The sequence below is a fragment of the Kitasatospora sp. NPDC056138 genome, from assembly GCF_042264695.1.
GTDB lineage: Bacteria > Actinomycetota > Actinomycetes > Streptomycetales > Streptomycetaceae > Kitasatospora.
This window is the reverse complement of the sequence record NZ_JBHJVK010000116.1, coordinates 1-14,331: the sequence shown is the minus strand read 5'-3', so window position 1 is coordinate 14,331 and position 14,331 is coordinate 1. Positions and strand designations below refer to the sequence as shown.

Genomic DNA, 14,331 nt, shown 5'->3' with positions numbered 1-14,331 from the left:
ATCGCCCGCCCGGACCCTCGAACAGCTTCGAGTTCGCTTGCCCGACGAGAACCACCAGGAAGATCAAACCTGACAGTTATTCAGCTACAAGCCCCTGGACGGATCGAGAACACCCAGGTCGCCGTCTACCTCACCTACGCCTCCCGGCACGGCCACGCCGCCATCGACCGCGCGTTGTACCTGCCCAAGTCCTGGACAAACGACCCGCAACGATGCCGGCAGGCCGCAGTCCCGGCCGACGTAGGCTTCGCCACCAAGCCGCAACTCGCCCGGGAGATGATCGAACGTGCCCTGGACGCGGGAGCTCCGGTTGCCTGGGCGACCGGCGACGAGGTCTACGGCGACAACCCGCACCTGCGCGCTGCCCTGGAAAGGCGGCGGCTCGGCTACGTGCTCGCAGTCTCCAGCTCTCACCGCCTGCCCACCCCGGCTGGACCCCAGCGCGCCGACCACCTGGCCAAGCGCATCCCGCGCCGAGCCTGGCAGAAGCTGTCTGCCGGGGCAGGTGCGAAGGGCCACCGCTGCTACGACTGGGCCCAGGTCGTCATCACCGCATCTAGCCTGGAAGGCCATCAGCACCTACTCGTCCGCCGTAACCGCCGCACCGGCGAACTCGCCTACTACCGCTGCTATGCACCCCACCCAGTGCCACTGTCCATCATGGTGAAGGTCGCGGGCAGCCGCTGGACGGTGGAGGAGATGTTCCAGAGCTCGAAGACCCTGGCCGGACTGGACGAGCACCAGGTCCGCCGCTGGGGCTCCTGGCACCGCTGGGTCACCCTGGCCATGCTCGCCCACGCCTTCCTCGCGGTCGCTGCCGCCCTTGAACGCCGCGACTATGTCCCAGCCGACGACGGGACCAGCCCGGATGGGCTGATCCCGCTCACCTGCAACGAGATCCAGCGCCTGTTCACTGCCCTGCTCGTTCGGCCTGTCCACGACCTCGCACACCGATGGCGCTGGTCTACCTGGCGCCGACGCCACCAGGCTCGCGCCCGCCTCAGCCACTACCGCCGTCAAGCCGCCCTTCAGCTATAAAGATCCACATCTACGGCTGGAGTATCTTGCCGGTCAGGCGGCGGGCACTGATGGCCAGGTTGCGCCAGGTCGCCATCCCGGCATGGGAGTTGAGATCCGGGCCGCCTGCTTCGAGAGGCGATCTTCGAAGCCGGGTTGGAAAGGGCCGGCCGCGGGTGGAGCCGCTGGCCAGCCGTAGCCGCCCGATGTCCTGCCGAGCGGCGTACCACGCTGAAACGCATGCATGTGCGTCCTGCCGCCCGGCAGTTCAGGCGGCCCACGGCATGAGGTGACCGTAGGTAATGGCACAGTGTCCGGCGGGCTGGGACTTGCGGCAGGAGGCGGAGGGAAAGCGTCACCTGATCAAGTGAGCCTGCCGTTGCCACGGTGGCCGTCTGGGCCTGCCTGCGCTCCGCCGTCTGGGCCCTGCGCACCACTACCAGCTTCGGAGACGCGATACGCACGGCGATCGATCTCGGGGGTGACACGGACACCGTCGCCGCGGTGACCGGAGGCCTCGCGGGGCGAACACGGGCTGGATGCAATCCCCGCCACTTGACCCAGCCGTTCCACGTACCCCTCCCAGGACGACGGACGGGTGCTGTACCTGGCAGATCTGCTCCACCTTGCACACCCCCTCGAAGGCTGAACCGGTCTTGCTCATCAACCGACCGATTGATGAGCAAGATCGATAAGTGGCGGCGCGTGACCGGATCGACGCCGGATCATGCTCATAAAACGGTGTCAGAAAGTCGATGTGCTCAAGAACTTGAGGGGCACCCTTTTCTGTACGATCTGGCAGGTGCAGCCACCCCAGGATGACGACGCCGCCGATCTCCTCGCTCCCGTTCCGGCCGTACGGACCGGCAGCCTCGTGGGGTACGCACGCGTGTCCACCAAGGGACAGTTGCTCGACCGGCAGATCCATGCACTCACCGAAGGGTGGTCGCCTCGCACTCGCTGAGGCGACGAGCACGCCGGAACTGCCCCAACCCACCAGGTCAGAGGACTGATCACCGCCGGTTGCGGCTGGTGACAGCGTTCTTACCGGCACCCCCAGTTGCCGGAGCCCGGACTGCCGGTGCCTGCCGACCGGTTGTCAGGTGCGACGGGTATCCGGGGCCGACGGGTCCGACGGTTCTGCCCGGCCGTCAGGTCGTCAGGTCCGCCAGGTCCTCAGGACGGCTGCGATGTCGGCGACGGTGGCACGGGGCCGGGTGAGCGCGGTGGCCAGGGCGGTGACGCGTTCCTGGTCGATCCTGACCTGTACGCCGCTGGCCGTCAGGTACCCGTGTGCGACGGCGACGGCCACCCGCAGGTTCGAGTGCTCCAGCCAGGGGAGTCGGCCCAGTGTGTGGGTCAGGGCGGCGGCGCGGGCGACGGGGCCGTCGTAGACGTCCTGTCCGGTGACGACGGCACGGTGGCGTTCGACGGCGGCGATGGCCACCCCGTAGTCGATCGGTGCCGGGTCGCCCGGCACCGCCCGCTCGGCGACCTCCAGGATCCAGGCCAGGTCGACGTGCAGGATCACGCCGCGCCCTCGATCCCGTCCAACAGGCCCCCCGACTCGTGCTGCGTGCCGTCCAGGAACGTGTTGTTCAGGACCATGCCGTCCAGGAACGTGCCGTTCAGGAAGGCGCCGACCTTCCCGGCCGCCCGGAGGCTCACCCCGACCTTCACCACACCCGCACGCTATCACCTGATAGCAGGCCGGTCCGAGCTCGCCCTACGGGTGTACCGGGACGTGGGCCTGGATGAAGTCGGCGTACGCCTGCGGGGTGGACTTCTCGGGCAGGGACAGTTCGGGCCCGGTCTCCTGGCCCGGGATGAGTTGACGGGCGACGAGGTCGGCGTACACCCGCTGGAGGTGGGAGACCTCGCCCGCGGCGGGGTTGACCGCTGCCGAGGACGGAGCGGTGACCGCCGCGAGGACGTCGTCGGTGCGCGGCGTGCCGAGGGTGAGCGCCGGTCCGACGTCGGCGGCGGCGGCGTCGCGGGCGGTGAGCGACGGCAGCGACCAGCGCCGTTCGAGGGTGCGCAGGATGCTGGTGTGGTCCAGTGGAGCCGCGTCGTCGGGTGCCCGGAAGACGGTGCCGGGGGCGATCAGCGGGGAGACGAGCACGGTCGGGACCCGTACACCGAAGCGGTTGAAGCCGAAGCCGAACTCGCCGGTGGTGCCGTCCCCCGGAGGCATGCTCGACGTCGGCGGCGGGACGTGGTCGTAGCACCCGCCGTGTTCGTCGTAGGTGATCACGAACAGGGTCTGGTTCCAGCCCGGGCCGGCGTGCAGGGTCCGGTAGACCTCCTTGATCAGTTGTTCTCCCAGGGCCACGTCACCGACGGGGTGCTCGCTGTTGCCGGTGGACTGCCAGCTGGGCTCCAGGAACGTGAAGGCGGGTAGGGTGCCGGCCTTGGCGGCTGCCTGGAAGTCGGGGAACAGGCCGAAGTGGTCGGTCGACGCACTGTGGATGTCGGGGAAGTTGCCGCTGGTCAGCGGCGGGTTGTTGTAGCCGTACACCTTCCAGGCCACCCCGTGGTCGCTGAGCCGGCCGAAGATGCTGGGGCAGGTGAAGGTGTGGGTGTGGTCGTCCATGTGCCCCTGGCTGGTGGCGGCGCAGGCGAACGACCGGTTCGGCAGGGTCTCGGTCGGTGCCGAGCTGAACCAGCGGTCGCACACCGCGTAGCCGCGGGCCAGGGTGGACAGGACTGGCAGCGTGTCGGGGGTGAAGCAGGCCATGATGTCGTCGGCGACGGTGCCCGGGAGGATGACCGGGTGGGGCTGGTGGGCCCGGAGGACCAGGGTGTCGGCGAAGTTCGTCACGAATCCCTGCATGGTTGCCACCGGTGGCGACGGCGGGTCGAGGGTCCCGAAGAGCTGGGCGTTGGTGGGGCGGTAGCCTTCGCCCGGGTTCGCGCCGGGCATGAAGTAGGGGTGCGGGTCGGTGGCCTCGATCCGGCGGACCGTGACGGTCTTCCCGTTCTCGTCAGGATTGGACTCCCGGCCGGTCAGCCCGTCGAAGTGCTGCCCGGCGGGGGAGACGTTGCCCTGGTCGGTGTAGAGGAATCCGAGCAGGTGGTCGAACGAGCGGTTCTCCAGCATCAGCATCACGACGTGCTCGACGGCCGAGAGCCGGTCGGTGGTGGACATCAGGTGGTCCGGTCGCTCGGCAGCCACTGGTCGCGGGGTGTGCGGCGCCGTTCACGACGGCTGCCGACGTGCGGCCGGATGGCGTAGGCGGCGGTGATGTCGCCGGCGGTCATCTGGGTCCACCCGGTGCCGGCCGCGACGTCGAAGACTCCGATGTAGCCGCCGGGCAGGAGTTCGAGGGGGCTCTTGATGTGGCCGCCGTGGTCGAACTGGGCGTCGGCGGCCGTGCGGGTCGGCTGGAACCACGCGGGGTGGACGAAGTCGCTGACCAGCGTGGTTCCGTCGACCTTGTACGCGTAGGTCTCGGCCTCGCACGTGTCGCACAGCTCAAGGGCGTACAGCTTGCCCGTGGTGGCGGTCGGCTGGTCGAAGACCACCCGGTTGATCTCGGGGTCGCCGAGCATCTCGATGAGCTCGTGACTGGCCGTCACCGTCCACTGCTGGCCGTACTGCTTGTCGGTGCCCGCGAACACCTTCCCGAGCGGCAGGAAGTTCGAGGTCACGTCGTGGTAGCCGAGGGCACCGGCCTGGTCGGAGTTGTCCAGCACCACGAGCCACCACGCCTGGGGGGAGAGCGCCTTCGGCGCGACGTACGACAGCTCGGCGTCGACGCCCCACACGGGCGCGAAGTCCCGGCTGACCTGGATCTGCAGCGCCGGGACCACCGCCTCCACCTCGGCGTCGGTGAGGGTACGGCTCTCGTTGGTCACTTCGATCCTGAAGTTCGGCATCGCTCCTCCAGCCGTGCGCAGGACGGTTTCGCTCCGCTCTCACTCTGCGCGGCCCGCGTGACGGCCGTGTGACGCCGGCGCGACCGCCCGGGCCACCAGCCGGTGCAGCCGCGGCGTCGGGTGGAGGCCCAGCTCCCGGTGCAGGAGCTGTTCGTAGTGCCGCAGGTTCCGGATGGCCTCGGACGGGTTGCCCTCGGCCAGGTGCGCCCGGATCAGGCAGGCCTGGCTGCTCTCCCGCAGCGGGTCGGCGTGGACCGCCGCACGGGCGGCGGCGACCGCCTCGCCGTGCCGCCGGGCGTCGATGAACCGCTCGGCGAGGATCTCCAGGGCGTGCAGCCGCAGCTGGCGCCACTCCTCCGCCCTGGGCAGCAGCCAGTCGTCGTACCAGCCGGGCAGCAGGTCGGCGGAGAGGTCGGCGACGGCCGCCAGGTCGAGGTCGCAGGCGCCGGCCGGCGCGTTGCGGTCCAGCAGCCGGTGGGCGAGGGTACGGGCCTGGAGGAGGTCCACGCTGGTGTCCGCCGCCAGCCGCAGCTCGGCCGGTCCGATCTCCAGCGCCCGCCTGCCGGTGCCGCCCAGACGGGAGAGTGCGGCCCTCAGGTTGGCGAACGCGCAGTGCTCGGCCGCGTCCGGCCAGAGCGTCCCGGCGATCAGGCACCTCGGGACGGCGGACCGGCAGCAGCCGAGCGTGACGAACGCCAGTACGCGTTCGGAACTCACCGGAACGCTGACGGGCTCCTCACCGACCCGCAGGGCGAAACCGCCGAGTAAGTCGATGTGCACGGGTGACCACGCGCACCCGAGCGCCCGTCCCGCAGTCGCGGAGGCCGGCACTTGCACCTGGGCGGCGCCTTGGGCACCCCCACGTCCACGGTCCATGGGCGAGACCTCGCCATCCGGATACACGGCGGCCCAGTCGCGCCATGTCCACTAGCCATCCTCCGCCGTCCGTGCAGCCGTGTCGAGTTGCCGGATCCGGTCGCGGTGCGGGCCGGACGGCACCGGGACGGACGGGCCCCGGTGCGGGGTCGCCGGAGGGTTCGGTCCAGTGGTCGGACCGGCAGCACCGTCCGCTTCCGGGTGTTGTCGGTGACCATGGCGAAGGAGGCGCACCAGGCGCCCAGCGCCGTCACCGGACCGACCCGGTCACCGATCCTGGTCCGGGTCGTCGACTGTGTGAACGCGCCGATGGTCGGGAACAGGAAGGTCGGGGTCAGGGTGACGAAGACGCCGAGGACGGCGCCGTTGGTACGGGTCGCGGTGGTGCGGTCCGGGTGAACGGGGACACGCGGCGGCGGACGGAGTTCAGGCGCCGTCTGTTCCCGAGGTGACGCCCGTGCGGCGCGGGCCCGTTGAAGTGGTGCTCGGGGGAAGGGCGGTCCGGGGACGGGGGATGGCGCCGCGCCCGGGTGAAGTCGGTCTGGCGGCAAGGGTGTTGACCGTGGGACTCCGGCTGCTGGGGGACGGTCTTCGTTTCGGTCGCCGGGCGGGGGAGAACCCGCCATTCTGCCGTGGAGTGAGTGCCGCGCCGGACGGGGCGGGCCAGCATGTGGACATGACAGGAAGTGCCGACGTCGCCGGACGGGCGGTGCCGGTCCGTTCCACCGGAAGGAGAACGCGTCATGCCCAGCCTCGACAAGATCCTCGGTACGGCGACTGCGGCGCTGGTGCTCGCCGTCGTCCCGGCCCTCTCCGCCGTCGCCGCGCCGCACGCCGCCGGAACGACCGGCACCCGGCTCGCGGGCTGCATCACCTGGCTCGACAGCGCAGGTCCCGCCGGAGCCGGCCGTGGCCATGCGAAGTGCGACGGGATGGGTGTCTACGTCAGGACCACCGTGCACTGTGCGGACGGGAGTTCGGCCACCAGCGGATGGCGGTGGGAGTACAACAAGGCCGAGTGTCCCTCCGCGGTGAAGGCGCGCAGCGTCTCGTACCAGACCAAGAAGTAGCGCGCCCGCCCCGCCTCCGGCGTGGCTGTCAACTACGTGGCGAAGTTACCGAGTTGACGAAGCGTCAGCAGATGGCCGACGGCTGTCCGCCGGGCCGTCATCGCATCCCGTACCCAGGGCCGCGCCCGTGCTCGCGGGCACGGGCGCCGTCGCTGTCGCGCCCGCCGTCGCGGGCGAGCGTCAGGAAGCAGCGTCCGTGGGAGGTCCAGCGCTCCTGCTCGGTCAGGCCGGTGCGGGCCGCCCGCTGGGCGGTGGCCTCGGCGCCCAGGCGGGCCCAGGGGAAGGGCGGGCCGTACCGGCCGGCGGGTCCCTCCACCCGGACGGTGACCTGCTCGTCCACCGGTGTCGGCTCCACCTCGACCAGCAACCGGCCTCCGGGGGCCAGGAGTTGCGAGACCCGGTGGAGCAGGGCGTCCGGATCGCCGCCGATGCCGAGATTGCCGTCGGCGAGCAGCACCGTGCCCCAGCGGCCCTCGGCGGGCAGCCGGTCGAACACCGAGCGGCAGAGCGCCGGACCGCCGAGACCGTGCGTGCGGTCGACGGCCGCCAGCGTCACGTCCACCCCCATCGCGGGCACGCCGAGCGCCAGCAGTTCCGCGACCAGCCGGCCGGGGCCGCAGCCCAGGTCGAGGACCGGGGTGCCGAGGCCGACACAGCGCCGCAACAGGTCGTGGTCGGCCCCGGCGGCGGGTGCGCACCAGCGCTCGACCTCCAGCCGGATCCGCCCGCCGTCCGAGCGGCGCAGCCACAGCGGGCCCCGTCCGGCCCGGATCGCCTCGGCGAACGGGTCGTCGATCCAGGGCCGCGTACCGGTCATCGGCCCGCCGCCCCGGGCCGCCCGGACGACCCGCCCCGGACCGGTGCGGTGTGCTCGCCCGCGACGGACCGCCAGCGGCGGGCGAACTGCCCGGTGGGTGCGAGTGCGGCGACCTCGGCGGCGTCCCGGGCGCTGTCCACGTCGGTCAGTACCGGGAGGTGGTGGACGGTCATGCCGTCCAGCCGGTCCAGCAGTGCCGCCCCGGTCCGCTCGCTGGACATCGGCACGTCGAGCAGCAGCCGGCGGGCCAGCGCGGCCGTCGGCCGGGCCAGGCCCAGCGCCCAGAAGCCGCCGTCCGCCGCGGGCCCGAACCAGGCGTCCACCCCGGCGCGGCGCGCGGCCGACAGCGGTTCGGCCAGCATCCGTGCGGTGACCTGCGGGGTGTCCATCCCGACCAGCAGTGCGGGCGTGTCGGGGGCGGCGTGGGCGAAGGCCGCCGCCAGCCGCTGGTCCAGGCCGCCCGCCGTCTGCGGGACCACCTCCCAGCCGGGCGGCAGCCAGCTGCCCGGCGCGCCGTCCAGGACCAGCAGCCGGCGTCCCGCCGGGACGGTCGACAGTGTTCGCAGGGTGTCCGACAGTGCGGCCTCCGCGAGGGCAGCGGCCTGCCCGGGCGTGCAGGGCGGGGTCAGCCGGGTCTTGACCCGTCCCGGCAGCGGCTCCTTGGCGATCACCAGCAGGGTCGGCGGCGGCGCCGCCAGGACTGCCCGCATGTCCCGGATCGCCTGGCGGGTGCCGCGCAGGGTGCCGGTGACCTTCGAACGGCCCGCGCGCGGCCGGTACTCCACCGGCCGTTCGGCGATCCGCATCCCGGCGGCCGCTGCGGCCAGCACCGTCTCCAGCGGGTAGCCGGACCGGCGGTCGCCCAGTCCCAGGGCCAGCAGGCGTTCGCGCCGGGCCGCCCGCATCGGGCCGAGGTCGTGCAGCGGGGCGCCGGTCCGGGCGCGCAGCCGCCGGGAGAGTTCGGCGTTGGCCAGCCGGGCGTGCAGCGGCCAGGCGCCGAGGGAGGTCGGACGGCGCCGGCCCAGCACCAGGTCGGCGGCACCGGTCAGGACCGGCTCGGTCACCCGGGGCAGCTGGGCCGGGTCGAGCGAGCCGTCGCAGTCGAGGAAGCACACGAGCTCGGCGGTGGCCGCCAGCAGACCGGCGTGGCAGGCCGCACCGAAGCCCCGGCGCGCCTCGTGGACGACCGTGGCGCCCAGTGAGCGGGCCAGCTCGGCGGAGCCGTCCGTCGAGCCGTTGTCCACGACGATCGCGCGCCAGCCGGACGGGATCCGGCCGAGTACCCAGGGCAGCGCCGCCGCCTCGTCCAGGCAGGGCAGCACCACGTCGACGGGGGCCGCCGAGGTCGCCGGGTCGGCCGGTGGGGGAGGAGTGGTCACCCGCCTCACGCTACCCAGCGTGAGGCGCGCGGAGGTGGCACGGCGACCTTACGGAAGTCGTACGGAGCAGCCCGGCGGGGGTGGGTCCGGACGCAGGGCTTTCTATCCTCGGAGGTGTGACAGAGAACCCCGCCACCCCGGCGGCATCCGCAACCGCCGCCGCGCCGCCGCCGGTGAAGCCCGCGCAGGCCGATCGCACCCACGCGCAGGCCGGTCGTGACCACGGCACCCACGGCATGCCCGCGCAGGACGGTCGGGCGCGGGCCGCGGGCGCTTTCGAGCCGGCCGGTGCGGCGCCCCGGCCCGGACGGATCCTGGTGGTCGACGACGACCTCACCGTGGCCGAGGTCGTGGCCGGCTACCTGACCCGGGCCGGCCACCGGGTGGAGCGGGTCGCCGACGGCCACGCGGCGCTGGCCGCCGTGGCGGCGGCCCCGCCCGACCTGATCGTGCTCGACCTGATGCTCCCGGGCATCGACGGCCTGGAGGTCTGCCGCCGGCTGCGCGCGACCGGCCACGGGGCCGAGCTGCCGGTGGTGATGCTCACCGCCAAGGGCGACGAGGCCGACCGCATCCTCGGTCTCGAACTCGGTGCGGACGACTACGTCACCAAGCCGTTCAGCCCGCGCGAACTGACCCTGCGGGTCCAGTCGGTGCTGCGCCGCTCCCGGGCCGCCGCGGCACCGGCGCCGGTCGAGCCCCGGGTCCTGTCGGCGGGGGACCTGGTGCTCGACCCGCAGGGCCGCCGGGCCCGCCGGGGCGGCCGCGAACTCTCCCTCACCCTGCGCGAGTTCGACCTGCTCGCCTTCCTGGTCCGGCACCCCGGCACCGCGTTCGGCCGGGAGGAGCTGATGCAGCGGGTCTGGGGCTGGGACTTCGGCGACCTGTCCACCGTCACCGTCCACGTCCGCCGCCTGCGCGAGAAGGTCGAGGACGACCCGGCCGTGCCCGTCCTGATCAACACGGTCTGGGGGGTCGGGTACCGCTTCGACCCGGCCGATCCCGCTGCCCCGGCAGGCCCTGCTGCCTTCGCCGACCCCGTCGACCCGGCTGGGCCGGGACGGTCGGCCGGCCGCACGGCGGGAGCGGACCGGCTGTGAAGGACCTGCTGCTGATCGCCGCCTACGCCGCCCTCGGCGCGGGCGCCTCCGCACTGCTCGGCTGGCCGGTGGTGCGCCTGCTGCGCCGGCGCTCGCTCGCGCTCTCGCTGTTCTCCGTGGCCGTGGTGACCGTGCTCGCGATGACCGCCGGGACGCTGGCGGTGGCCCAGGCGATGTTCCTGTCCGACCACGACCTCGGTGTGGTGATCACGGTGCTGTGCATGGCGGCCGTGGTCTCGCTGGTCACGGCGGCGCTGCTCGGTCGCCAGGTGGTCGCGGGCAGCCGGGCGCTGGCCCGCGCGGCCCGCACCGTCGGCAGTGACAGCGGGTTCGCCGCGCCCGCCCAGCCGCTCGGATCCGAACTGGCGGAGCTGAGCGCCGAGTTGGCGGCGACGAGTGCCAGGCTGGCCGAGTCCCGCCGACGCGAGCAGGCGTTGGAGCACTCCCGCCGGGAGCTGATCGCCTGGATCTCGCACGACCTGCGCACCCCGCTCGCCGGGCTGCGCGCGATGGCCGAGGCGCTGGAGGACGGTGTCGCCGAGGACCCGGCCCGCTACCTGACCGGGATGCGCACCGAGGTGGACCGGCTGACCGGCATGGTGGACGACCTCTTCGAGCTGTCCCGGATCCAGGCCGGTGCGCTGACCCTCTCGCTCGCCCGGGTCTCGGTCTACGACCTGGTCGGTGACGCCATCGCGGGCGCGTACCCGCTGGCGCGGCAGCGCGGGGTGCGGCTGGAGGGCGGGCAGGTGGCGGCCGAGCCGGTGGAGGTGGACGGCCGCGAGATCACCCGGGTGCTGGGCAATCTGCTGGTCAACGCCATCCGGGCCACTCCGGCCGACGGTGTCGTCGCGGTCGCGGCCCGCCGTGAGGCCGACGAGGTGGTGCTCTCGGTCACTGACAGTTGCGGCGGCATCCCCGAGCAGGACCTGCCCCGGGTCTTCGACACCGGCTGGCGTGGCGTCACCGCCCGTACCCCGCGCGCCGTCGACGGCTCGCGGACCGAGCACGGTGACAGCGGCGCGGGGCTCGGGCTGGCGATCGTCCGGGGCATCGTGGAGGCCCACGCGGGCCGGGCGACCGTCCGCAACGTCCACGGCGGCTGCTGCTTCGAGATCGCCCTGCCGACCGCCGCCGCCCGGTCCTGAGGGGCCGGGAACCCTCCCCGGGGGGGGGGGGGGGGGGCGCGGGGGGGCGGCCACCCGCCCGGGGGGGGGGGTGGCTCCGGCGGGGTCCCCGCCCCCGGCCGGGGAGCGGGCCGCCGTCAGCGGTGGTTCTGGAACTGCACCACCTGCTGGTAGGTCGGCCGGTTCTGCCAGGTGCTCTTGGCGTCGGTCACCCCGCCGAGCGGGCGCTGGATGATGGTGTCCGCGCACCACTGGTCGCCGGCCGAGCAGTCGCCGTCACCGGGGTAGACCTGTGCCGGGGTCTGGGCCAGCGCACTCTTCAGGGTGGTGAGCAGGACCGTCCGGCAGGCCGCCACGCTGCCGCCGCCGCAGTACGGCTGGGCCAGCGGGCCGGACACCTGGCCGCCGAGGACGCCGCGCAGGTCCTTGTCGAGGTAGCTCCACCACCCGTACTGGAAGGCCGAACCCTTGTGCGGGATGGACTCGTTGGCGCTCACCCCGCCACTGGTCGGGCCGGTCTGCCCGCCGGACGGCGACTCGTTGATCTGCAACGCCCCCGTCAGCGCGGCGAACAGCCCGTCCCCGAGCCCCGGCCGGAACACCCCGTCGGCCAGCAGCGGCCACCAGGCGTCCATGGTGCGGATCGCGTCCGCGTCGGCGTAGGTGTGGCTGCCCGCCGAGGTCTCCCGGCGCTGGCCGCCGTCGGACCGCCAGGTGGTCAGCTTCTGTACGGCGGCGGCCAGCGCGGGGTCGGTCACCGGTGCGGTGCCGATCACCTGCAGCAGCTCCGGCAGCACGTCCTCCGCTCGCAGGTCGGTCAGCGCGGCGCTCTCCATCGCCTGGGTGAGGGCGACCCGGGTGACCTTCCGGCCGCTGCCGATCAGGGACTTCACCCGGGCGTCCAGCAGGTTGGCCCGGTGCACCGAGCCGTTGCCGAACCCGGCGGTCGCGTAGTCGGTGGCCTGCTTGTTGTTCCAGGAGACGTAGTAGTCCTGGTCCACGGACTGCGGGTGCTCGGCGGGCGGGGTGTAGCGGGCGGTGTTGGTGGCGGGGTCGAAGCCGAGCCACTCGTAGGCGGGTTCGGCCTTCACCGGCAGCCCGGGGTCGACCCCGGGGGCCCGCACCGGGTTGGAGCCCGAGTTGTAGTACGCGGTGTCGCGGGAGTCGGCGTAGAACCAGTTGAAGGTGTAGTCGATGTTCTGCGCGGCCTGTTGGAAACTCGCCGGATCGTGCACCACGCCCGGGTCGTTGAGCATCTGGAAGCCGATGATGGAGTCCACCTCGTGGCGGTAGGTGGAGCGCAGCGAGGTGAAGGCGACCGGTGCGCCGCCGACCGTGCCGCGCGCGGTCACCAGGCCGTAGTTGGAGCGGTACATCACCAGCGAGTAGGAGCCCTTCGGGGTGGAGTCGGCGGTGGTGGGGGCCCACGCGTCCTGCTGCTCCAGGCGCTCCAGCGGCAGGCAGCGGCCGTGCCAGAGGTAGGAGTTGCTGGCCAGCGTGACGGGTGAGCCGTCGGTGGTGCAGAGCGGCACGGCGTAGGTGTCGGTGATGTCCTGGCCGGCCGAGGTGGCGCTCCAGGCGTAGTCCTGGCCGCGTCCGAGTTCGACGTAGAAGCTCAGTCCGGCGAAGGCCGCACCGCGCGCGCTGATACCCGGTCCCTGCAGCTCCTCCAGCATCAGCAACTGCGGTGCGAAGTAGCCGGTCTGCGGGCCGAAGACCGCGACGGGGTGCCCGTCGTCGGTGTAGCGCCCGGACACCACGAGGGCGTTGGACATCCCGTGCTTCGCCGTGAGCAGGTTGCCCGGCAGCACACCGGGGGCCTTGGTGGTGCTCTGCGTGGCCGAACCGGTGGCGTTGTAGATCAGCTGCTCCGGGACCACGGAACCGGCGTCGGGCATCGCCACGCCCTGCGGGTCGGCCGGCGGCTGCGCGTACGGGAAGCGCTGGCCGTCGTGCAGGGTCTGGACGGCCTCGGGGTCGTCCGCCTCGCGCAGCGAGCTCCACACCGCGTCCCCGGCGGACCTGCCGTACTGGGCCTCCGCCGCCGCCTTGACCTGGGCGGACGCCAGTTCACCGCCGCCGCCGGAGCCGAACAGCGCGCCGATCACGGCGGCCAGCGCGACCAGGTCGGTCAGCTTGAAGGGCTCGATCCCGCCCGCGTTGGTGATCGGGTCGACGTGGCCCGTCAGGTCGTACTCGCCCGGGAAGTAGCGCCCCTGGTAGGACTCGTTGATGTACTGGTTGATCCCGTCGAGGTACGCGTGTGCGTCGGTGAGTGCCTGCTGCGCCCGGGGGCCCTGGGAGGCGATGGCGTCGATCTGCTGCTGGAGTTCCTGCTCGGTGTAGGGGGCGGCCTGCCAGAAGCTCTGCTCCAGCTGCCGGTTGGCCGCGGCGCCGCCCGCGAAGCCGGAGAGCTGGCCGCGGCCGACGTGCCGGAAGAGGTCCATCACCCAGAGCCGGTCCTGCGCGGCGGCGTAGCCCGCGCCGAACTCGGTGCCGTAGCGGGTGGTGCCGGTGACGTGCGGCACCCCGGTCGCCTTGTCGCGGACGATGGTGACGTCGGAGCGGGGCGAACTGGTGGACGCCACCTGGTCGGCGGGGACGCCGAACGAGGAGTCGTTGAAGAAGCTGCGCAGCGAGGCGTCGGTCAGCCCGGGGTAGGCGGCCGCCAGGTTCGCGTACGGGGCCAGCTGGTCGTCGGTGTGGGCGGGGCGGGTGCCGAAGACCCGGTTGCCGAGGATGTCGGCCAGCGTCGCGTTGCCGTTCTCGCCCGGCGGCAGGATGTCCAGACAGCGACCCCCGCAGAGGTCGCCCGCCACGGCAGGGGTGGGCTTGGGGGCGGGGACAGCGGCCAGGGTGAAGGCCGCGAGAAGCGCTGCCGTGAGGCCGGCCGCCTGGAGTCTGAGCGCGCGGATGCGTCGGTGCATGTGCCAGCTCCTCCGTTGAGGTACGGGGAGTTGACGGTAGGTCGGTTACCGGTCGGTTGCCTAGACTCCGTGCGGCCTGTTGTCTCTGCCAGGACGCATCGGCGGCTGCGCCGGCGCCTCCGCCCGCGCGCCCCGGGAC

Annotated in this window: 12 protein-coding genes and 3 pseudogenes; 5 read left to right on the top strand and 10 right to left on the bottom strand. The window is 72.8% G+C overall.

Going from position 1 to position 14,331, the window contains the following annotated elements; translation table 11 throughout:
* Positions 1–96: 96 nt before the first annotated feature.
* Positions 97–1,038, top strand: a pseudogene (locus tag ACFC1R_RS37080) (IS701 family transposase); the annotation flags it as partial.
* Positions 1,039–1,407: 369 nt separating this feature from the next.
* A pseudogene (locus ACFC1R_RS37075) lies at positions 1,408–1,666 on the top strand (ADP-ribosylglycohydrolase family protein); the annotation flags it as partial.
* Positions 1,667–2,176: 510 nt separating this feature from the next.
* Here ACFC1R_RS37075 and ACFC1R_RS37070 read toward each other — a convergent pair.
* The 6 genes from ACFC1R_RS37070 to ACFC1R_RS37045 are packed head-to-tail and all read right to left on the bottom strand — an operon-like array spanning position 2,177 to position 6,398.
* Positions 2,177–2,548: a fic family toxin-antitoxin system, toxin component gene (locus ACFC1R_RS37070; RefSeq protein ID WP_375946132.1), complete on the bottom strand. Its 372-nt coding sequence runs from the start codon at positions 2,546–2,548 to the stop codon at positions 2,177–2,179.
* Entirely contained in the window at positions 2,545–2,700 is a 156-nt protein-coding gene (locus ACFC1R_RS37065) for a hypothetical protein (RefSeq protein WP_375946131.1), read from the bottom strand. The genes ACFC1R_RS37070 and ACFC1R_RS37065 overlap by 4 nt, the downstream gene beginning before the upstream one ends.
* Positions 2,701–2,743: 43 nt before the next feature.
* On the bottom strand, positions 2,744–4,165 hold the full coding sequence (locus ACFC1R_RS37060) for an alkaline phosphatase family protein (protein ID WP_375946130.1): 1,422 nt from the start codon (positions 4,163–4,165) through the stop codon (positions 2,744–2,746).
* Entirely contained in the window at positions 4,165–4,896 is a 732-nt protein-coding gene (locus tag ACFC1R_RS37055; RefSeq protein ID WP_375946129.1) for a hypothetical protein, read from the bottom strand. Before ACFC1R_RS37055 ends, ACFC1R_RS37060 begins: the two co-directional genes overlap by 1 nt.
* A 39-nt stretch (positions 4,897–4,935) precedes the next feature.
* Positions 4,936–5,676, bottom strand: a complete 741-nt coding sequence (locus ACFC1R_RS37050) for a BTAD domain-containing putative transcriptional regulator (protein ID WP_375946128.1) — start codon at positions 5,674–5,676, stop codon at positions 4,936–4,938.
* Complete coding sequence (locus ACFC1R_RS37045) at positions 5,610–6,398, bottom strand: GPR1/FUN34/YaaH family transporter (protein ID WP_375946127.1); 789 nt, start codon at positions 6,396–6,398, stop codon at positions 5,610–5,612. The genes ACFC1R_RS37050 and ACFC1R_RS37045 overlap by 67 nt, the downstream gene beginning before the upstream one ends.
* A 117-nt stretch (positions 6,399–6,515) precedes the next feature.
* Between ACFC1R_RS37045 and ACFC1R_RS37040 the strand changes: the two genes are divergently transcribed.
* Positions 6,516–6,842 carry a hypothetical protein gene (locus ACFC1R_RS37040; RefSeq protein ID WP_375946126.1) on the top strand — a complete coding sequence of 109 codons (327 nt, stop codon included), beginning with the start codon at positions 6,516–6,518 and terminating at the stop codon, positions 6,840–6,842.
* Between the two features lie 97 nt (positions 6,843–6,939).
* Here ACFC1R_RS37040 and ACFC1R_RS37035 read toward each other — a convergent pair whose 3' ends face one another.
* From ACFC1R_RS37035 to ACFC1R_RS37025, 3 genes and pseudogenes are all read right to left on the bottom strand, one after another.
* Complete coding sequence (locus ACFC1R_RS37035; protein WP_375946125.1) at positions 6,940–7,659, bottom strand: methyltransferase domain-containing protein; 720 nt, start codon at positions 7,657–7,659, stop codon at positions 6,940–6,942.
* Positions 7,656–8,369 (bottom strand): DUF2064 domain-containing protein, encoded by a 714-nt coding sequence (locus ACFC1R_RS37030; RefSeq protein WP_375946134.1) that lies wholly within the window; start codon positions 8,367–8,369, stop codon positions 7,656–7,658. Before ACFC1R_RS37030 ends, ACFC1R_RS37035 begins: the two co-directional genes overlap by 4 nt.
* Positions 8,343–9,038 (bottom strand): annotated as a pseudogene (locus ACFC1R_RS37025) (glycosyltransferase family 2 protein); the annotation flags it as partial. The gene ACFC1R_RS37030 and the pseudogene ACFC1R_RS37025, both read right to left, overlap by 27 nt.
* Before the next feature lie 311 nt (positions 9,039–9,349).
* On the opposite strand from ACFC1R_RS37025, the gene ACFC1R_RS37020 reads away from it, so the two are divergent.
* Positions 9,350–10,138 (top strand): response regulator transcription factor, encoded by a 789-nt coding sequence (locus ACFC1R_RS37020; RefSeq protein ID WP_375946133.1) that lies wholly within the window; start codon positions 9,350–9,352, stop codon positions 10,136–10,138.
* On the top strand, positions 10,135–11,286 hold the full coding sequence (locus ACFC1R_RS37015) for a sensor histidine kinase (RefSeq protein WP_375946124.1): 1,152 nt from the start codon (positions 10,135–10,137) through the stop codon (positions 11,284–11,286). Before ACFC1R_RS37020 ends, ACFC1R_RS37015 begins: the two co-directional genes overlap by 4 nt.
* Positions 11,287–11,402: 116 nt before the next feature.
* Here ACFC1R_RS37015 and ACFC1R_RS37010 read toward each other — a convergent pair whose 3' ends face one another.
* On the bottom strand, positions 11,403–14,192 hold the full coding sequence (locus ACFC1R_RS37010; protein ID WP_375946123.1) for a penicillin acylase family protein: 2,790 nt from the start codon (positions 14,190–14,192) through the stop codon (positions 11,403–11,405).
* Between the last annotated feature and the right edge of the window lie 139 nt (positions 14,193–14,331).

Excerpts from the sequence above, each read along its gene's own strand:
- ACFC1R_RS37060 (WP_375946130.1), bottom strand. The coding sequence starts at position 4,165 with ATGTCCACCACCGACCGGCTCTCGGCCGTCGAGCACGTCGTGATGCTG.
- ACFC1R_RS37055 (WP_375946129.1), bottom strand. The coding sequence starts at position 4,896 with ATGCCGAACTTCAGGATCGAAGTGACCAACGAGAGCCGTACCCTCACC.
- ACFC1R_RS37045 (WP_375946127.1), bottom strand. The coding sequence starts at position 6,398 with ATGGCGGGTTCTCCCCCGCCCGGCGACCGAAACGAAGACCGTCCCCCA.
- ACFC1R_RS37040 (WP_375946126.1), top strand. The coding sequence starts at position 6,516 with ATGCCCAGCCTCGACAAGATCCTCGGTACGGCGACTGCGGCGCTGGTG.
- ACFC1R_RS37035 (WP_375946125.1), bottom strand. The coding sequence starts at position 7,659 with ATGACCGGTACGCGGCCCTGGATCGACGACCCGTTCGCCGAGGCGATC.
- ACFC1R_RS37030 (WP_375946134.1), bottom strand. The coding sequence starts at position 8,369 with ATGCGGGCAGTCCTGGCGGCGCCGCCGCCGACCCTGCTGGTGATCGCC.
- ACFC1R_RS37010 (WP_375946123.1), bottom strand. The coding sequence starts at position 14,192 with ATGCACCGACGCATCCGCGCGCTCAGACTCCAGGCGGCCGGCCTCACG.